12 protein-coding genes and 1 other RNA gene are annotated in these 19,455 nt (G+C 47.7%); 6 read left to right on the forward strand and 7 right to left on the reverse strand.

What is annotated here, in order from left to right:
- Positions 1-139: 139 nt before the first annotated feature.
- The 3 genes from TBC1_RS07210 (at position 140) to TBC1_RS07220 (ending at position 4,357) form a co-directional block, all read left to right on the forward strand.
- The gene (locus TBC1_RS07210; RefSeq protein WP_172668848.1) at positions 140-1,546 is read left to right on the forward strand and encodes an alpha/beta hydrolase-fold protein; all 1,407 of its coding nucleotides are present in this window, start codon (positions 140-142) and stop codon (positions 1,544-1,546) included.
- 81 nt (positions 1,547-1,627) lie between these two features.
- Positions 1,628-3,604, forward strand: coding sequence for a putative porin (locus TBC1_RS07215; RefSeq protein ID WP_062040200.1), 1,977 nt, complete (start codon positions 1,628-1,630; stop codon positions 3,602-3,604).
- Positions 3,605-3,634: 30 nt separating this feature from the next.
- The gene (locus TBC1_RS07220) at positions 3,635-4,357 is read left to right on the forward strand and encodes a carboxylesterase family protein (RefSeq protein ID WP_082189515.1); all 723 of its coding nucleotides are present in this window, start codon (positions 3,635-3,637) and stop codon (positions 4,355-4,357) included.
- A 74-nt stretch (positions 4,358-4,431) separates the two neighbouring features.
- Here TBC1_RS07220 and TBC1_RS07225 read toward each other — a convergent pair whose 3' ends face one another.
- On the reverse strand, positions 4,432-4,917 hold the full coding sequence (locus TBC1_RS07225; protein WP_137305510.1) for a hypothetical protein: 486 nt from the start codon (positions 4,915-4,917) through the stop codon (positions 4,432-4,434).
- Positions 4,918-5,321: 404 nt separating this feature from the next.
- On the opposite strand from TBC1_RS07225, the gene TBC1_RS07230 reads away from it, so the two are divergent.
- Both TBC1_RS07230 and TBC1_RS07235 read left to right on the forward strand, forming a co-directional pair.
- A complete protein-coding gene (locus TBC1_RS07230; protein WP_062040206.1) occupies positions 5,322-7,160 on the forward strand; it encodes a hypothetical protein in 1,839 nt (612 codons plus the stop codon).
- Positions 7,157-7,870: a hypothetical protein gene (locus tag TBC1_RS07235; protein ID WP_062040208.1), complete on the forward strand. Its 714-nt coding sequence runs from the start codon at positions 7,157-7,159 to the stop codon at positions 7,868-7,870. Before TBC1_RS07230 ends, TBC1_RS07235 begins: the two co-directional genes overlap by 4 nt.
- Before the next feature lie 86 nt (positions 7,871-7,956).
- Here the strand turns inward: TBC1_RS07235 and gyrB are convergent, their stop codons facing one another.
- The 6 genes from gyrB to TBC1_RS07265 all read right to left on the reverse strand — a co-directional run bounded on the left by gyrB (position 7,957) and on the right by TBC1_RS07265 (position 17,996).
- The gene (gyrB, locus tag TBC1_RS07240) at positions 7,957-9,951 is read right to left on the reverse strand and encodes a DNA topoisomerase (ATP-hydrolyzing) subunit B (RefSeq protein WP_082189516.1); all 1,995 of its coding nucleotides are present in this window, start codon (positions 9,949-9,951) and stop codon (positions 7,957-7,959) included.
- Positions 9,952-10,171: 220 nt separating this feature from the next.
- A complete protein-coding gene (locus TBC1_RS07245; protein ID WP_062040209.1) occupies positions 10,172-11,872 on the reverse strand; it encodes a hypothetical protein in 1,701 nt (566 codons plus the stop codon).
- 52 nt (positions 11,873-11,924) lie between these two features.
- A complete protein-coding gene (locus TBC1_RS07250) occupies positions 11,925-14,987 on the reverse strand; it encodes a tetratricopeptide repeat protein (protein ID WP_172668849.1) in 3,063 nt (1,020 codons plus the stop codon).
- 198 nt (positions 14,988-15,185) lie between these two features.
- On the reverse strand, positions 15,186-16,112 hold the full coding sequence (locus tag TBC1_RS07255; protein WP_082189517.1) for a PCMD domain-containing protein: 927 nt from the start codon (positions 16,110-16,112) through the stop codon (positions 15,186-15,188).
- A gap of 157 nt (positions 16,113-16,269) precedes the next feature.
- Positions 16,270-16,666: RNase P RNA component class A (gene rnpB, locus TBC1_RS07260), an RNA gene on the reverse strand.
- Positions 16,667-16,877: 211 nt separating this feature from the next.
- Positions 16,878-17,996 (reverse strand): Smr/MutS family protein, encoded by a 1,119-nt coding sequence (locus TBC1_RS07265; RefSeq protein WP_062040215.1) that lies wholly within the window; start codon positions 17,994-17,996, stop codon positions 16,878-16,880.
- 239 nt (positions 17,997-18,235) lie between these two features.
- Here TBC1_RS07265 and TBC1_RS07270 point away from each other — a divergent pair, with 239 nt between their 5' ends.
- Positions 18,236-19,438, forward strand: coding sequence for a cytochrome-c peroxidase (locus TBC1_RS07270; protein WP_062040217.1), 1,203 nt, complete (start codon positions 18,236-18,238; stop codon positions 19,436-19,438).
- Positions 19,439-19,455 lie beyond the last annotated feature (17 nt).

The following is a 19,455-nucleotide window of genomic DNA, read 5'->3' on the forward strand; positions in this document are numbered from 1 at the left end:
GTTACATGGCTGATCAGCCATCATTCCGGTTATGGCAGAAAAACCGGATCTGCCTGTAAAGACAATATTAACAGGCTGTTATGGCCAAAACCGGTATTTATCAGAAAAAACATACTTTTACAAAAAATTGACAACTGCCATGAAAAAAGCATTCACACTGGTTTGCCTTATTTTACTGCTTCTGACTGGAATCGTCCGGGGCCAGGTAACTTTTCTGGTGACCTCACTGCCGGAAAATACGCCGGCACAGGACAACCTCTATATTGCAGGGGATTTTACCGGGTGGAATCCCGGATCGCCCGCTTATGCCATGCAGAAAAATACAGACGGCAACTGGTATATTACCCTTGCTGAGGAGGCGGAGGGGACAGAGATCAGGTATAAATTTACCCGTGGCAGTTGGGCTACCGTTGAAAAAGGCCCGTCAGGGGAAGAGATTGCTGACCGCAGATTCACATTCGGCAACGGACAGACCGTTGAAGTCACCATACATAACTGGGCCGACGGCGGCAGCGGAAACAACTCTACTGCGGCCCCGAATGTGTATATAATGGATGAGGACTTCATGATTCCTCAACTCAACCGGTCACGGAGAGTATGGATTTACCTGCCGCCTGATTACGACACCTCAGGCAAAGATTATCCTGTGTTGTATATGCATGACGGGCAGAATCTTTTTGATTCGAATACTTCATTTTCAGGAGAATGGCAGGTGGATGAAACACTGAACGCTATGGCCGGCGAAGGAATTGATGTGCCGGTAGTCGTTGGCATAGACAATGGCGGCATATACCGTATTGCGGAATACACCCCATGGGCCAGTCAGCAGTATGGCGGAGGAGATGGAGAGGCGTATGTCCGTTTTATTGTTGAAACGCTTAAACCTTATATTGACCAAAATTACCGCACGCTCCCCGGAAGGGAGCATACCGGCATCATGGGAAGCTCCCTGGGCGGACTGATTTCCCATTACGGGGCCCTGCGGTATCAGCAGACTTTCAGCAAAGCCGGAATATTTTCGCCTTCCTACTGGTTCTCCGACAGCGTATGGTCATTCATCCAGAACAGCCCGAAACAGGCAAACATGAAGTTTTACCAGTTATGCGGCACCCTCGAAGGTGAAAACACGGTGGCACACATGCTCAGAATGAGCGATTCCCTTGAATCTGCCGGCTTTTCGCAGGAAGAAATCTTTAACAAAGTTGTTGAAGGGGGGCAGCACAACGAAGCACTCTGGCGCGATAATTTCAGGGAGGCCGTGCTATGGCTTTTCGGCAATGGCCCGGCGTCAGTTCAGGAACAGGCAGCAGTCAGAAAGCTGATCCTTTCTCCGAATCCTGCACATGAATATTTCCGCATCCTTAATCAGGAATCGTTGAATGCCGACAGTCTGATTATTATGGATATCAGCGGACAGGTTGCAAAAGAAATGAAGTATAAAACCAAAGGGCATTATGATATCCGCAACCTGAAACCGGGAACATACCTTATCAGATTGCATTCAGAAGGATATTTGTATGAAGGTAAACTGATCAGGGGTAAATAATTCATGACTCAATAAAATGGCCATACCGGCGTTAGCAATGCCGGTTAATCCTATCTTTGCAACTGCAATACCGCACGCTTCATGCGCAGATTCACGCTTATCCTGACCATTATTCTCTTAAGCATCCGGGGCATCATGGCCCAGGAAGCCGCTGCAGACAAAGAAGATCAGCAATCACCGGACACGGCATCGGTTTTCTTTTTTCATGCGGATCAGCGCTGGCCGGGGGAATCAGCACTAAAACGTACAGCCGATACCCTGCTTACAGGATTTCAGTTTTACGATCCTGCCGAAGGGACAGATCTGTTGAATGCCGTAAATGGAAACATCGGCCTTGCCTACAAAACGTTAATTTTTAATCCCCGGAGAAGTTCCGGATTCAGGTTTTCTCCATACAATTTCGATGCGTATATACTGAATAACGCGAACATCCGGTATTACCGGAGTTTTGCACCTTACACCAACATTGCATATTCCTTTGGCAAAGGCAAAGAGCAATTATTCAGCGTTACCCACAGCCAGCATCTGGCCAGGGGACTGAGCTTCGGCGTTGACCTTCGTATCATTAATTCGGTCGGGCTTTATAACCGGCAAAAGTCAGACAATTCTTCCTTAGCCCTACAAGGGCAGTTTGTTACGGATAACGAACGCTATGCCGTGTTGGCCAACTACCGGAACAACCGTTTTAAATGGCGTGAAAACGGAGGCATTGTTTATGATTCTGTTTTTACCACCAACTATGAAGCCGACCGCAAGCGCATTGCCACATGGCTGAGCAATGCAGATAACCTTATAAAGGAAAGCGGGTTTCAGATAAATCAGTTTTATTACTTCGGACGCAACCCAAGGCTCATTGAAAATCCTGATGCGGTCAGCGACACGTTGCTTAACATGATCAAAGCAGATACCGGATCACAAATCCGGACAGCACCGCCCGGTAAACTGTTTTTCAATCCGGAGCGTACCAATTTTTTCCGGCATACCTTCACCTACACACGCAACGCCCTGCTTTATACCGATGCCAATCCGCGATCGGGTTTTTATCCCGAAATATATGCCGATTCCGTAAGCACCTTCGATTCTGTCTTTTTTCATGAGTTCACCAACGAGCTGATTTTCGAAGGCGGCGTGGGCAAAGCCAGGGGCAGCGGCAAGGCTGTATTACTGAGGGCTGGTATCGAACATGCTTTCAGCACCTATAAAAACGATACCATCATCCGGAGATTCAACCGTCTCACCCCTTTTGCCTATATTTCAGCCAATACCTTTGGCATCGCAAAAGCCGAGGGTAAAATATGGTTCAGTAACGGAGCGCCTTTCAATGGCGAGAAAGGGATTGCCGCCATGCTCACCCTGCCCGCTTTCGACAATTCCACATCCTGGGGAAATCTTTACGCGTCTCTGGCACTGGATGCCCTTCAACCCGAATATCTCTATCAGTTTCATACCTCCAATCACTTCCGCTGGGAAAACAGTTTCGGGCAACAGACCATCCTTAGCGGAAAAGTGATGTACAAGCGGAAATATTTTCAGACCGGATTTAACTTCTACAACCTGGATGGTTGGGTCTATTTCAACGAAAACGCCCATCCGGCCAGGGCAGACGGCTCCATCACGATAAGCCAGCTATACGGACTTGCCGATATCACCCTGGGCAGCATCGGACTACAGGCATTCGCCATCTGGCAAAATGCTTCAAAGTCCGACATACTGCGCTTGCCCGATCTTGCCGGCAGGGCAACAGCCACATATTCGGTTGCCTTGTTCAAAAGGGCGCTTTATCTGCAAACAGGGCTTTCGCTGATGTTTAACACGGCATTCTATGCCGATGCCTATATGCCTGCACTGAGGTCTTACTACCTGCAGAACAGGGTGGAAACAGGGAACTATCCTTATGTGGACGGATTTGTCAACCTCAGGGTAAAACGGGCACGCCTGTTCCTGGTAATGAAGCACCTGAACAGCGGACTATCGGGATATAACTACATTATGGTTCCCTCCTACCCCATGCCTGACCGCGGATTGCGTTTCGGGGTATCGTGGAACTTCTTTGACTAAATAAGCACATCCATTTCAAACGGATTCAGGATGAAAAATTTTTCAGTTATTCTGCTATTGCTGCTCCTGGCAGGGATCGGCACTCAGGCTCAGACAGTTCTGCATGAGGGATCATTTACCGGAACCGTGATCCGCCAGGTATCCCTGGATTACCTGCTGTACCTCCCTGATAATTATAATTCGGAAAAGGATAAGACATGGCCCCTGCTGATATTCCTGCATGGATCAGGTGAACGTGGCAACGATCCTGAGAAAATCAAGGTTCACGGACCTCCAAAACTTATAGAAGCCGGGCAGCACTTTCCATTTATGGTGCTTTCGCCCCAGTGCCCCGACAAGCGCGACTGGGATGCAGAAACCATTTATGCACTGGTGAAAAATATTGCCGGTCGTTACAGGGTTGATGAAAACAGGATTTATGTTACCGGCCTGAGCATGGGCGGCTGGGCAGCCTGGGATCTGGCGATGGCTTATCCCGGCTATTTTGCCGCGATTGCCCCGGTTTGCGGGAGGATTGACCGTAATTATCCGCGCAGGGCAGATGAACTGAAATCAATGCCCGTATGGGCATTTCACGGCGCCGCAGATGATGTGGTCCCCGTTACCGATGCGGCAAAAATGATCAGACTCCTTCAGGATGCAGGGGGTAATGCAAGGATCACTATATATCCCGGCGCCAACCACGACAGCTGGACGGAAACCTACAACAATCCGGAACTGTATGAATGGCTGCTGAAACAGAGCAGGCCTTAAACTGTCCGGTGCAATTAACGTGAAACCTGCCTATACAACAGGTTCCGCTTTTAAATTATTCCGGCAGGTATAAATCAGAAAGTATAACGGATCGAGAGTGCCACCCCATCTCCCCACCAGTGCCGGTCGCCGATCAGGTTAAAGGCCGGCTTCCAGTCAAGGCTGAAATTGAAGGGGACTTCCTGCAGGGTGTATTCCAGTCCGGCGATAAAATCAACCCCCACAATGCTGAAATGGCCATCGCGGCGATCACCATCATACCAGTAATAACGATCGTTATGCCACACACCGATGTGTCCGCCAAGCCCGAGAAAATAGTCAAGTCCGGGAGCCCCTTTAATGGGTTTCTGCCATTCGTACAAGCCTGTAAGGGCAAATCCTCCCCAACGGAAAGTTGCAATGCCCTCGATGGCGTTCGAATTACCTACAAAGTGCTTTACCGTGATTCCGTTGAAAAAACCCAGCCTGGCACCCAGACCGGTCCGGTAATTCTGTGCCTGTAATGATAAAGTGGCTGTTAACGTCAGCAACAGGGCAACAATAATCACTTTAGATTTCATAGTCTGCATGTTTAATTTGGCAAATGATATTTGTCTGACGGTTGAAATACTAAATTCCGTGCCATAATTAATGGATATTGATCGCGATAAACCAAAAAGCAATCGAATCAGAATTCCGCACAATAGTATTTCATGATGAATATTCGGCATCTGCGACTGTTAAAATACTGTTATACAAATCGTTACATAAATCCGGAATCCCATGAAAATATTTATTCTAAACTGCATACAAGCGTGTCCTGGATTAAACAATGTATTATCTTGCATGCACCATTGTAAGTAAGGAAAACACATCGTATTTGCTGAACCGGTATGGGTTCATGAATTCGCGGATTCAAGGCAACCACACAGTAATATATAATCCGATAATGCTATATAACATTGAATTATAACATCTTACCTGAATGAACCAAATCCATTCAACCACAATTTCACCGAGCAGGGTTTTATTGCCATTTCTGATCTTTGTAATGTTACTGGCCGTTAACTCGTGCGAATATCCGCTCACTGATGACGAATTTACACAGATTGACCCTCCGGCCGCCAGTCATCCTTTACAGATCGAACTGGAGGATTCAGGCGACACCTTGTTTATTTTCAACAGGCTCCGGCTCAATTACAGGCTGAGTGCATTCGGGCTGGATATCCATGCCGGTGAGATGCTGCTGTCTGATGACCGGTGGGAATTATATAACGATACGGGTGAGGTGGAAATTGATCCGTTTGAATACAATCCGGGCATCTACAAGCTTTCGGTCAATATGTTTACTTCAACCGGCACCGGCAGCCTTGCCGATCTGTCGGGTTACGAATATTATGCCGGAACCCGCGAATGGGTAGCGCTGATCGACACCAGACCGGCCGGGTACCTTCAGATGACGGCAGACACCGATGAGAACGGATTTTTACGCATCAGCTGGCAGCCTTCATTAAATTTTAACTCGCAGTCGCTCCGCTTAAACAGGAGTTTCAGTTTTAACAGCTCCCAGAGGTATTTCAATCCCAGGCTTCCCGGTCAATTCATCGACAGTTGCTATACCTGTGGTGAGGTCAATTACTCGCTTTACCACACCGTATACACCGAATCCGCCTCGCCAAGTTACACATCGCTTCAAATACAGCGCGAACCGCCTGTCCCCTCAGCCTCGTTTGCCAATCTTGACAGTGTGACATTTTCGTGGAATAAAACGGGATACCCCACGCATTATACGTTCACCAGAACGGATGGATACCCCAATCCGGTTTATCTTGAAAACTCGCCGGATACCAGCATTACCATCGCACAGCCCGGCTTTGGCAGCTGGGGGCAGTACAAACTTGACAGTAAACCGATGTATTCCAGTAAGTGTGATGAAACATACTATCCTTATTCGTATGTTACCTTCACACTCGGCGAAAATGTTGCGCCCAATTGGCCGGAATACGCCTACAATTCAGTTGAAAAAGCATTTTACACCTCTGTGTATGACGACATGAAGGCCTTCGACATTTTCAGCCTGAATGCAATGGCTTCATACCGTATCCCGAATTTACTGTATGACGCGGTTTATGCCTGTCCGCCCAATTCAACCAGGGTCGGCGTTGCCACCAGGCAGGCACTTTACCTGTTCGAAAACCGGCAACTGACGAATCCGGCCATCATCCCGTACGGCACACCATCGGCCAATTCGGATCATTTATGCCTGACGACGGTCAATACAGCAGCCCTGATATTGGGTGGGGATTACAGCATTATTGACCTGAATACCGGAGAAATCACCGCAACGCTGGATATTGAAGATTATCCCTATTACAGCAAATGGGCGTGTATTTCCACAGCTCCCGCCGGGGATCAGTGTGTAATAGTTACCCGGAACGGAATCTGGCTCTACAATATTGCGAACAACACCTTCGAAACCGCTTACCGCGATCAGCGTTCCTACAAGTCGGCCCTGTTTGACGATCTGCATCCGGACCGGCTTTTTCTGACGCTGGAGGAATCACCAGTGCTTGAGCTGAGAAACCCCCGTGATTTCAGCCTGATCCGGTCAGTAATCTTACCCGGGAAATGCGTGCTGCGCAATATTGATCCGGAAAGCGGATACCTGCTGCTTACCGATTACACCCATCTGTATGTAATGGACATCAATACCTTTCAAATTGTACTGAAAGTTCCCAGCACCGATTCAATGCCGAAACTGTATAACAAACGCCTGTTTTCCCATTCGGGATATGTTTTTGATATAACACCGTATCTGCCATGAGAAAAGTGCTAGCCAATCTGATTGCATCCCTGATACTGATTACCGGATACCAGTCGTCAGCCCAGGAGCTGAAGGCCGGAATTTATGGCGGGTACGGGTCATACAACCTGAAGGATCTGAAAGCTTTTCAGGACGAAATCAGTAACTATCCCAACCTGCCTGCCCTGTCACAAACAGCCTCTTTTCCGGGTTATATAACCTACAGCGGTTTTATGGCATTAACTATGAAAGACTTTTCAGAAATGGTATTCGATATCAGTTATCAATACACCGGTGCCCGCAATTTTTACGGAGATTATTCGGGTTATTACCGGATGAGTATGCAGCTGAAGGGTTTACGCACAGGCATGCAGTATCGTATACCGGTTCATCATGGCGGGCAATGGGGGTGCCATTTTGCCGTTGGAGGCGGAACTACTTCAGGCTGGCTTGATTTCAATGAAGACTTTGAGATTACAGGAGCGGAAGAGTTCCGTGAAGACCTTACATTCGTTTCCCTGAATTTCTTTGGTGAAGTTGCGCTGTCAGGATATTATCACATATCAGACAAAATCAGCCTGGAAATGCTGGCCGGCTATGAATATAACATCCCCGGTCGCCTGAGATGGTCAGAAAATAAAAAAGCCTATTTACAAAACCAGGAAAAGCAGCCGGTCAGGGTCGACTGGTCGGGAATCAGATTCAGGATGGGGGCTGCCTATCATTTTTAGCAAGAATGAGCGTTTAGCTCTACAACCCTTACAAAAAAACCGGAGCAATGAACTCCGGTTTTTTCGTTTTGATCCGCCTGCAAATATCAGGCATCAATTTTCGCATATTTTGCATTTTTCTCAATGAACTCACGGCGTGGCGGCACTTCATCGCCCATAAGCATGGAGAATATACGGTCAGCTTCAGTGCCGTTTTCGATGGTTACCTGACGCAAGGTCCGGAATTCAGGGTTCATGGTAGTCAGCCAGAGTTGTTCGGCGTTCATTTCTCCCAAACCTTTATAGCGCTGAATGTGCACGTTGCTTTCCTTGCCGGTTCCTGAAAATTCGGCTACCGTAGCTTCCCGCTCTTCCTCCGACCAGCAATAGCGTTCATTATTGCCTTTGCGGATCAGATACAGCGGAGGTGTGGCAATGTAAACATAGCCGTTTTCAATCAGCTCGCGCATGTACCTGAAGAAGAAAGTGAGGATCAGTGTGGCGATATGGCTGCCGTCCACGTCGGCATCGGTCATGATCACTACCTTGTGATAACGCAGTTTTGAAAGGTTGAGTGCCTTGCTGTCATCCTCGGTTCCAACCGAAACGCCCAATGCGGTATAAATATTCTTGATTTCCTCGCTATCGAAGATCTTATGCTGCATGGCTTTTTCCACGTTCAGGATTTTACCCCTGAGTGGAAGTATGGCCTGAAAGCGCCGGTCACGGCCCTGTTTGGCGGTTCCTCCTGCCGAATCTCCCTCCACAAGGTAGATTTCGCAGAGTTCGGGATCTCTTTCGCTGCAGTCTGACAGTTTACCCGGCAAACCCGAGCCGGAGAGTACATTTTTGCGCTGTACAAGTTCCCTGGCCTTACGTGCCGCATGGCGGGCCGTGGCCGCGAGGATCACCTTGTTGACAATGGTGCGGGCCTCTTTTGGGTGTTCTTCAAGGTAATAATTAAGAAGTTCAGAAACAAGGGTATCCACAGCCCCCATCACCTCATTATTTCCGAGCTTGGTTTTGGTTTGCCCTTCAAACTGGGGCTCCTGCACCTTTACGGAAATAATTGCCGTTAATCCTTCGCGGAAGTCGTCACCGTTGATGTCGAACTTCAGTTTGGCCAGCATCCCAGACTTGTCGGCATAGGCTTTCAGGGTTCTGGTGAGCGCCCTGCGAAAACCGGCAAGATGGGTTCCGCCTTCATGGGTATTGATGTTGTTGACGTAAGAGTGGATGTTTTCGCTGAATGAGGTATTGTACTGCATCGAAATCTCAACGGGAATATCATTTTTCTCCCCCTCGATATAAATCGGCTCCGGCATCAGTTTTTCGCGCATGCCGTCGAGATATTCGATAAAATCGCGCAAACCGTTCTCAGAATAGAATGAAAAATGGGGATGATTCCCGTTTTCATCTGCTTCACGCTCATCGGTAATGGAAAGACGGATCCCTTTATTCAGGAAGGCGAGTTCGCGCAGGCGGGAACTCAGTATCTCAAGATCGTATATATCATTGGTAAAAATTGAAGTATCCGGCTTAAAATGAACCGTTGTGCCTGTTTTTCCGGTAGTGCCGGCTTCCCTCACCGGGTAAAGCGGCTTACCGATTGAATATTCCTGTTCAAAGACCTTTCCTTCGCGGCATACAGTGACTTTCAGCATCGAAGACAGGGCATTTACGCAGGAAACACCTACCCCGTGCAAACCACCTGAAACCTTATAGGAGCCTTTATCAAACTTTCCACCGGCATGCAGCACCGTCATGACCACTTCAAGCGCCGAACGTTTCTCTTTTTCATGTAAATCGGTAGGAATTCCACGGCCGTTATCCGAAACAGTGATAGAATTGTCGGGATGAATAAACACCTCTATGTTATCGCAGTAGCCGGCCAGCGACTCATCAATTGAATTGTCAATAACCTCATATACAAGGTGATGCAACCCCCTGGAGCCAATATCACCGATATACATGGCAGGGCGCTTACGAACCGCTTCAAGACCTTCAAGAACCTGGATGTTTTCAGCAGTATAATTTCCATTGCCGTTGCCGTTTCCATTTCCACTTCCGGCAGCAATGGCTTCTTTATTTAATTCACTCATATTCAGTAAAATAGTAAATTTTAGTTAACAAGCAAAGGTAATCATTTAATCAATTCAAATCACGGAATCATTGACCCTGATTTGTGCAAGTTATTAACAAAAAAAGGCCGCGTTACATTACGGCCTTTCTGGTTCAGCGGTATTGCCCTCCGACAGTGCTTTTACGACAATCTGATTCCGGAAAATCGAAAAAAATTCTGATGCGGATCTGATGCTTTGGTTAAAATGAATAAGCTATTCCGCCAAGCAGGTTAAAACGGTATCCCGGATAATTATACCATTTATAGGCACGCACACCGGTAACGTTATTCAGATTAAGAAAAGCCGACAACTGGCGGGTATAACGGTACTCCAGGCCCAGGCTGACATCGGTGTAGCCCTTGATCCGGTAAGCCCTGACTTCTCCATCCTCATCCTCCAGCCTTGCATATTGTTTACCGCTGGCGGTAACCGAGGCACGTGCAATAATTTTATTCCCGATATTGTAATAGGCTTCCGCACCCAGGGTGCTTGCCGGTTTATGCCAGGGTTGAAGTTCATGCTGCACTTTCCATTTTTCAAAAGCAGCAAAAGCTTTAACTTTCAGGCGTTCAGCAGTGTGATATTCTGCCTCGAACCTGCCCGCAAGCAAATTGGCGTCGTCGTATAGCGGAACAAAGCGGTTGAACGGTGCCTGAGAAAAATCATTCACGAAAAAGGCTTCATGCTCGATGACGCCTGTCCGGAAAGAGGCATAAAGGTTGATGTGCTTCCCGGCCCTGGCCGAAGCTCCGGCATAAAAAGCAAACCGCTCACGGGTATATTGCAAAGGCAGCACCGATTGAATAAACGGATTTTGTTCGGCAAGCAAATCAAATCCCTTCCTTTGCAGACCTCCAGTGATTCCGGCATAGATATTCAAGGCATCTTCAATCACGCTTAACCTGGCTTCGGCAAAGGGAAACAGATAGGCCTTGGAAACGGAATCACCCTGAAACGTAAAATTCAGGCCCAGTTTAAATGTGTATTCATTAAATCCTGTTGCGATAAACGGCCGTACACTGACCAATGTGCTGCTTTGTTTCAGTGTAGAATCCATGTATCCCGCGAAGTCCATAGATGTTTCAAGACCCAGTTGCTGGAAATCCGTAATATCAAACAGTTCAAACCGCTTATCTGCCGCTCCCTGCAGGCTGAATGTTGTTTCCCGAGTTTTGAATTTGTCAGCAATGTTTCTGAAGCCCAAAGTAAGCTGATGATTCAGTTTATCTTCATCCGCATAGTTCGACCTGATGGCAACAGAGGCATTGAGCCGGTTAAACCGTTGTTTCAGCATATCATCCGGGAAGAAGCCTTCAGATTCTGCAGGTTTAAAGCCATAATGGTGTACTGCATTTCGCCTGAAACCCAGTCCGGCGCTCAGGGTGTGCTGCCCGAAAAACTTCCTGCCCTGCAGTTGTATCAGGTTAACGCTGTTTCCGCTTTCGGCATAATCCTTTATCTCACCCGAAGATGACAAATGCTTGAAGTGTAAGCCGAGCTGGTAAGATTTTGAGCGGAGTGAGTTTGCCCAGAATTCCGCGTAAGGGGTGGTATAGTTTCCGAACCCGAGGCGGGCATAGTTCCTTAAAAGCTTTTTCTGAGGCTCGCCCACCAGCCGCACAGCCGGAATCGATTCAGGACTCAGCTTTGTTTCCATCTGCACGGGCGTCACCGAATAGGACATTACAGGCAGTTTTACTTCAGTTTCGGAAGCTGCCGGATTTAGATTGATCTTATTGACATCCGGAATGGAGGGTTCATAAGCTGCCACCACAGTCACCTGCTCATTGATTCCCTGTCCTGATAGAAGATTCCAGGCACCATTGATCATCACAAGCATGGCCAGCAAAAAGGGTTTAACTGACCTGATCCGGGATTTGGCATTCATATATTCTTTCATTTTTTTACCGCTTTATCGTCAAAACACATTTTAAAAGAAACCCTGGCAGCAGCTATCTGATGATAATGCCTTCCTCATCATCGAATGTCTTTGTGGCCGGTTGGGATGAAGATTCCCCCTGATTTATCAGGTCAAGCTTGTCAGCAGCGATTTTCCTGAGGTCTCCCCCTTCATAATTATCGATGATACTCTGAAGGGTTTGTCTGGCCTGGAATACATTGCCGGTCTTTATGTATACATCCGAGAGGAGGATAAACGAGCGTGCCACCCAATAGTCATAAGATGCGTAATCACTGCTGAGCCTGAAAATCTGCGATTCAGCGTTTGTATAATCCTTTTGTTCATAACTGATCGCAGCCAGGTTATAAAGTGCTTCGGCACCGGTTTCGCCCTGCGAAATTTTCAGAACATTTTCAAAAGAAGCCCTGGCAGCTTCATACCGTTGTAGGGACATGTAGGATTTTCCGGTAATCAGATGGGTTTCTGCTGCAAGATTGGGAGAAAGCCGCTCTGTCTCAAGCACTTTTTGCCCCATCTGAACGGCAATCCCGTGATTCCCCAGATAGAAGTTACAGCGCATCTGCCCGAGGTATGACTCCTGCAGACTAGCCGGGTTTTCTGCATTTTCTTCCAGCAGCTCATACATCTGAAGGGCTTTCGCGTAATCCTTCATGCTGAAGAGGATTTCAGAGGCTTTCAGTGCCGAATTTTCGGTGTACCCGGTACGCGGTTTTGAGAGGATAAATTCATAGCTTTTCAGTGCTTCAGCATGATTGCCGGCGCGGCTTTCACAATCTGCTTTAAAATAATGCGCTTTCACCGAAAAGATTCCATTCGGGAATTTATCGAGATATGAAGCAAAGCCCGGGATGGCTTTACTGCAATCCCCGGCCATATACCTGCCTTCAACTGCAATAAACGTTAGGGAATCCTGCTCCGAACGGGTAATGTTTGCAAAAGGAATATCCTGTGAATAAGCAACATAGTCATCAACCCGGTTCATATCAACATAGATGTTTTTCATTACCGCCAGGGCTTCGCGCGATTCAGGTGTGGCAGGATAATCCCTGACTACTTTTTTGAAAGTCTCCAGGGCTTGCTGATTGCGGTCCGTATTGTAATAGATCAGGCCCGTGTTCAGCAGCGAGCGCTTGACAAAACTGCTGTTCGGATGATCGGCAACCAGTTTTATGAACGTCTGCAGCGCGTCCTCATGCTGATTAAGGGTCATTTGTGCCTGGCCGATTTCAAAACGGGCATCATCGTTGTAAGGGGATCTCGGAAAATCGGCGACCAGCTTCTGAAGAGAAGCTATTTTCTGCCTGATATTACCGGTAACGCCAACAGCAAGTGATTTCTGATAGAGGGCATAATCACCATCGGCAGCCTTTGCACCGATCACCTTATCATAACCTGCAATGGCATCCTGATATTGCTTCAGCATGAAAAAAGCATCGGCCTGACGCAACCTGGCATCGTTCAGCATTTTCTTATCCGCCGGGCGGCTATCGATAAACCGGTTGAATGCCTGGGCGGCCTGGCTGTAGTTCTTCTGCTTGAGCATGGTATACCCCAGGCTGTAATTGGCCGACGTGTAAGCGGTGTGATTTTTAGCCCCCGGAGCATTTTGAAAATCCCTGTAATAAGTCGCTGCCTTATCGTACTGCCCCAGCCTGTAATAGGACTCTCCGGCCCAGAAGGTGGCGCCCGCAGCAATCAGTTCATCACTTTTATGCTCGGCAGACTTTTTAAACATCCCGATGGCATCAAAAAACTGATTATCTGCAAACAGTTCAAGCCCACGGTAATAGGTAATCTTCTGATAGATTTCATTCTGCGCCGGCGTACGCTTTTTGACGTTCTCAAGGGTTGAAAGAGCCTCCTTGTAATTACGCGTTACAAGATAGAGATTGGCAAGGTAGGTATAAGCTTCATCCCTGCGGGGTGATGAAGGGTATTCGGTAAGGTATTGCTGCAGTGCCCTGATGGCCTCATTGTATGGATTGTATGACAGTTCTATCGACAGTTTGGCATAATTGAAGAGGGCATCTTCCGCCAGCGCTGACTTAACCGGCACTTTCCATGCCGACAAGAAGGCGTTGGAGGCAAATTGTTTTTGGGATGTTTTCAGGTAGCTGTCGCCGAGGTGATACCAGGCATTCTGAGACAGGCTGTCTTCTCCCCCGGCCACCAGCTGAAATTCAGGAATGGCTTTTGCATACTCACCTGTTCTGTAGTAAGAGAAGGCCAGGATATAACTTTCCTCGCGCGAAAATTTTCCCCTTGAAAGCTTCCTGTACTCTTCCAGAAGGTCAATGGCTTCCTGAAAATTGCCCCGTTTGTAATTCACATCGGCAACCAGCCGCAGAATTTCATTGGTTCGTTTGTTACGCTGACCTTTCAGATATGGCCGGGCCACCTCGAGCAATTCATCATATTGGCCCCGGATGTAATGGATCTGGATGATATAGTAGGGCACTACCGACTTAAAAGTTTCATCTCTTTCCAGCCGCTGAAAATCCCGGAGGGCCGTTTCATATTTTCCGTCAGCATACATAATGTGTGCGTAATAATAGGTTGCAGGCCCGGTATATCGGGTCTGTTGTTCCTTGATGCTGTAAAAAGCATCTGCAGCCTTGTCAAAATCGTCCTGCTTAAAATGGCAGTATCCCTGTTTAAAGGTAAATTCGGCCAGTTCTTCAGGATTCATGTCAAACTTGTCCACCTGCTGGTAGGCGTCCAGCGCACTTCTGAAACTGTTATTGCGGAAGTACAGGTTACCCAGCTGAAACCAAACGCGGTTGGTGCGGGTATTTTCAGGATGTTTCTCCAGGAACTCTTTAAGCAGGGCCGGGGCGTCGGCATGCTGCAATTCGGCTGCACTTGCGGCTGTATAGTAGTCCTTTTCCACATCATAAGCAAGCAGCAGATCTGAAGGTGTCTGCAGCATGCTGTAGTGGTCCCGCACGGATCCGAATTTTTCATTATTAAATAAATCTGTAGCTGCAGCGATTCCTGCTGCCTGATCCTGCCTGGCAACAGTTTGCTGGGCCATTCCATTGAAGCTGAAAAACAAAGGCAAAGCTGCAATGATGGCAATAAAATTCCTTCTCATACCGGACTTCTGTTTGGGCTTTAAAATTACACCTCCAGTGACTACCATGAAATGTGTTTAATGGGTAGTTTTCAACAGCAGGTGTTTGAAAACTAATGGTGAATAAACGCTTCAGGCTGCAGGATAGTATATACAACCTGAAAGCCCCTATAAAAACCGGCTAATGAAAGCTAGAATGAATTTGTTGACCTGAAAAGATTAGTTCTTAACAAATTTCACCACGTGCTGTAAACCTGAGGTATTTACATGGCGTACAATGTACATGGCCGGTTTCAGGCCATATATGTCAATTATAACCGGAGTTTCACCCGGGGGTAATTGTTTTTGCTCCAGTAAGACTCCGTTCATATTTACCAATTGAAGAATGCCTCCATTATCACCCGGGCACCTGATTTCCAGCTGCTCACCACCATTGACGGCATACACCCGCAAAGCAGCGTTCAGCCCCACATCGTTTACCGAAACTGTTCCGTATTCCAGCCAGAGGTCATCCACCCAGAGTTTGCTCCCGGTAACCGGACTGCCGGTAAGGAGGTTGGATGAAAAAAACATGATGTTCATGGTATCGGGTTGTTCGGGCAAAAGGTATTCAATCGGAAGGGAGAATTCCTCCCAGTCTGGGTTTTGCCCTCCGATTGTAAGGTAAGCATATGCCAATGTATCGCGTGAAGTTCCGTTCCAGCGCGAAAGCCCTATCCCCATTATACAGGAATCATTGGCAGAAGGTAGATAACGGAACCATCCCCTGAGCACAACCGGCGCCCCGCTGACCGGCACACCCCCTTCAACGGTTCCCGTCTGGTTGAGAATATCGAGCGTAATTTCGCCAAGCGAGAGCACACCCGGCATTGTTACCGGTCCCACAATAAAGATGTTATGGGTAATGGTTTCAAGTTTAGCCGAATAAGAACCTCCATGTGGGTTTGACTGCTCCCGGGTTACGGGAGTAAAAGTTGTTCCCAGAAAGGTTTGATTGATGGTATTCCATCCGTCAGGCTCACCGCCCGACCAGTTTTCGAAACCCGGGTTCGGAATGTCCTGCGCCCTCAAAACTTCCTCCGTAGAAGCTGAGATGCAAAATATTAAAATGAGGATGAGATACTTTGACCGTTGCATTATTTTCATGACGAGCGCTTGAGTGTGTAAGCAGCAAAAATAATCAGAAAAACAACCGCTTTGTTGATTCCTGGTTCAGGAGTCGCGCCCGATAAATTTATGGCGAAGGCCAGTCAGGGTAAAAAAGCAAAACCCCGGTTTGGCCGGGGATTTGCTTTAAAAAACGGTGCCGTACAACGATGTAAGCGGGGTTCTGTTTCCCGCAAAAGCGGGACTTCTGTCATTTATCTGCACCTGATGTTGCCATCAGGTTCTAACGGCCTACCCCCCGGAAAAGAGCGGGCAGCCCTTTGTTGCGCTTTGCGGCACAACGATCCGGTATATTTGGCCTTTCAACCCATAAGGTTTACCCGCGCAGGCTGTCACCAACCTGAGCCGTGGGCTCTTACCCCACATTTTCACCCTTATCCTGTCATGATAAATCATGACAAGACGGTAATTTTCTGTGGCACTTGCTGTTTCCGCCGGCTGCAGAACCTTCCCGTTAGGAAGTATGGTGCCCTTTGTTGCCCCGACTTTCCTCTTTTAGTCTTTCGACCAAAAGCGACAGAACACGTTGCTTTTACCGTTAAGAGACCTAAGTTGATACAAAAGTACAAAATTATTGGATACCAACGGAATATGAATATAAAATGATCACAAAAAGCCTGCCGCGACAAAACCGGTTACACCGGACATAAAGAAATGCAGGGCAGTTCACCCGAAAAATGACCATTTCAGTGATGTTCAATGATTGAATTTAGAAGAATTTCAGGTTATTCTGTCTGTTTCCGCTCAATTGCCTTTATGGATGATGATATCCACGGCGCCGTTTCCATACCTGGCAAAGGGTGCGTTTCTGAATTCGACATTCTCGTAATCGGCTATGGCCGATACTATTGCAGATTTGAGGGAACCATTCCCGATTCCATGAATAAAGGTAACCTTGTAATAATTATTGGTAATGGCACTGTCAAGCATTCGGGTAAAGAAATCAAGCTGATAACGCAGAATTTCGTTGTTCGACATTTCCGCATAATCTTCACGGAGTGAAGAAATGTGAAGATCTACTTCAGCTTCACGCGGGGCGGTGCGGAAACGGTCGATGTATGCCGGAGGGGCAATGGCCGAAATTTTCTGCCTTGCGGCCGGATCACTCACTGCGGCCATCAATGGATCGGTACCGGATATCAGCAGTTGTCCGGAGATATCCCCCAGATTCAACACCACCGACTTTAATCCTGCAAGCCTGAACTCCTGGTAACTTGTCTCCTTATAAAAACGGACAGATTTGATCTTAAATGCAGCATGCAACGGACTCAAAACCGGTATACTCTCAGCACTGTGGAAAATAACCTGTACTATGCCTTCTGACCAACTGTCAAGGTCTTCACGGGTAATGGTTTCTATCAGCATTTTCGAATAAGGCGGGATCACGTCATAATTTACCCCTGAAAAAGCATCTCCCTCTTCCTTCAGCATAAACGAGAAAATCGCCTCGTACCTGCTGTTGTTTACCAGGAAGATATCGAGATTCCCGGTCATCAGCCATTTCTGATCATGCGGGGCATAGATCAGGTAAATGCCTTCTGTAATTCCCGCCCCTGACTGCCTGAAGAGCGGTGAAATCCCGTCAGGCTGTTCGTCACCGGAGACAGTTTCAGTTTTTACAGGTTTTTCATTCCGCTCTTCAGCGGTTGCACTACCGGCAGGCAGCTCAACATTTACATTCCGGTCGAAAAAACGGCCTGCCATCCCCTGCGGCTCTATCCTGATCAGGTCACTGGCCAGCACCGGCACTTCAAAACCTTCTTCAATGGCCACATTGACCATGGTATTGCTGAGTATGCGCGTTACTATTCCTTCTCCTTTTTCGTTCAAGAAACGAACCTTATCTCCAGTCCTGAGTTCCATTTTAGTTCTTTAAGAAATTTATCCGGCAAAAAGAAGATTTTGCTGCCGGCTGTGTGCAGTAAATTTATCCCGCACAAAATTAAACATTTGCTTTGAATCCCTTCAGATTAAGTTGCTTAAGCATAAGGCCGCAAGCTTAACTTTCCGGGTATACTTCATGTTATTAAACACTTAAGATAACAGTTTTTCTTTTCCGGTCGACCGATATTTTGTAATTTTATGGTCTGATCCTGCTTGTCATGTCTCAAAACACTTTTATACACCTCAGGTTCCTCCTCTTTGTCACACTGTTTCTCACCGGTGCAGCGGGTTGTGGCGATAAAGAACCTGATCCGGATAAACATAAACCAACGCCCTATCAGATACAGGTACCGCGGTTTTTCCCTACCCTGCTGAATATCCCTTCCGACAATCCTATGACCGTTGAAGGTATAGAATTGGGACGTTATCTTTTCTATGACGGGCGTTTATCCGGCCGGACCCATGCCGACTCGCTGATGAGTTGCGGGAGTTGTCACCGGCAGTCACGTAACTTTGAACCGGGGATTGACCACCCGGTATTTCAGGGAGGGATGACTTTCGGACTGAGCGGTGCACCCACCCCTCATGCGCCCCTTCCCCTGGTTAACCTTGTATGGAATCCAAACGGATATCTCTGGAATGGCCTGATCAGGGAGGATAATCCTGATGTTTCACGCCGCAGGCTCGAAGACCTGGTTTGGATGGGTGTTGTGGCTCCCCATGAAATGAGTGGAGACACCAACCGCACCAAAACCCTGATTCAGAACACCCCCGGCTACCCGGAACTTTTCCTGAAAGCTTTCGGATCGTCAACGGTTACCATGGAAAATATCAGTAAAGCAATAGCGCAGTTTGTCAGGACACTGATTTCAGCCAACTCAAGGTTCGACAAATACATGCGCGGGGAGTTGCAACTCACCCAGCAGGAACTGAACGGTTTCATCCTTTTTACCACGGAGGAAGGGGCTGATTGTTTCCATTGCCATGGAAGCAGCGGAAACCCGCTGTTTACGACCAACCTCTTCTATAATAACGGCAAAGACACTGAATTCAACGATCCCCGCGACCGGTATGCAATCACCGGCATCGAAACTGATAAAGGAGCTTACAAAGCGACCACCCTGAGAAACATTGCCCTCGGCGGGCCCTATATGCATGATGGACGCTATGAAACCCTGGACGAAGTCATCGATTTTTACTCCCACAACCTGAAGATGTCGCCCTATGTCAACCCGCTGATGCACCATATTGCAAACAACGGCGTGCAGCTGACTCCTGTCGAAAAAGCTGAACTTAAGGCCTTTATTCTCAGCCTTCAGGATGATGAATTTCTGGCCAATCCGGATTTCAGCCCACCGGCAATTTTCCCCGACGGCTCAACTTACGGGCAGGTTTCCGGCAGGTTTGGCAACCTCAGGTAAAGTAATGACCGGATATG

Source organism: Lentimicrobium saccharophilum (genome assembly GCF_001192835.1).
Taxonomy (GTDB): Bacteria; Bacteroidota; Bacteroidia; order Bacteroidales; family Lentimicrobiaceae; genus Lentimicrobium; species Lentimicrobium saccharophilum.

Excerpts from the sequence above, each read along its gene's own strand:
- TBC1_RS07210 (WP_172668848.1), top strand. The coding sequence starts at position 140 with ATGAAAAAAGCATTCACACTGGTTTGCCTTATTTTACTGCTTCTGACT.
- TBC1_RS07215 (WP_062040200.1), top strand. The coding sequence starts at position 1,628 with ATGCGCAGATTCACGCTTATCCTGACCATTATTCTCTTAAGCATCCGG.
- TBC1_RS07220 (WP_082189515.1), top strand. The coding sequence starts at position 3,635 with ATGAAAAATTTTTCAGTTATTCTGCTATTGCTGCTCCTGGCAGGGATC.
- TBC1_RS07225 (WP_137305510.1), bottom strand. The coding sequence starts at position 4,917 with ATGAAATCTAAAGTGATTATTGTTGCCCTGTTGCTGACGTTAACAGCC.
- TBC1_RS07230 (WP_062040206.1), top strand. The coding sequence starts at position 5,322 with ATGAACCAAATCCATTCAACCACAATTTCACCGAGCAGGGTTTTATTG.
- TBC1_RS07235 (WP_062040208.1), top strand. The coding sequence starts at position 7,157 with ATGAGAAAAGTGCTAGCCAATCTGATTGCATCCCTGATACTGATTACC.
- gyrB (WP_082189516.1), bottom strand. The coding sequence starts at position 9,951 with ATGAGTGAATTAAATAAAGAAGCCATTGCTGCCGGAAGTGGAAATGGA.
- TBC1_RS07245 (WP_062040209.1), bottom strand. The coding sequence starts at position 11,872 with ATGAAAGAATATATGAATGCCAAATCCCGGATCAGGTCAGTTAAACCC.
- TBC1_RS07250 (WP_172668849.1), bottom strand. The coding sequence starts at position 14,987 with ATGAGAAGGAATTTTATTGCCATCATTGCAGCTTTGCCTTTGTTTTTC.
- TBC1_RS07255 (WP_082189517.1), bottom strand. The coding sequence starts at position 16,112 with ATGAAAATAATGCAACGGTCAAAGTATCTCATCCTCATTTTAATATTT.
- TBC1_RS07265 (WP_062040215.1), bottom strand. The coding sequence starts at position 17,996 with ATGGAACTCAGGACTGGAGATAAGGTTCGTTTCTTGAACGAAAAAGGA.
- TBC1_RS07270 (WP_062040217.1), top strand. The coding sequence starts at position 18,236 with ATGTCTCAAAACACTTTTATACACCTCAGGTTCCTCCTCTTTGTCACA.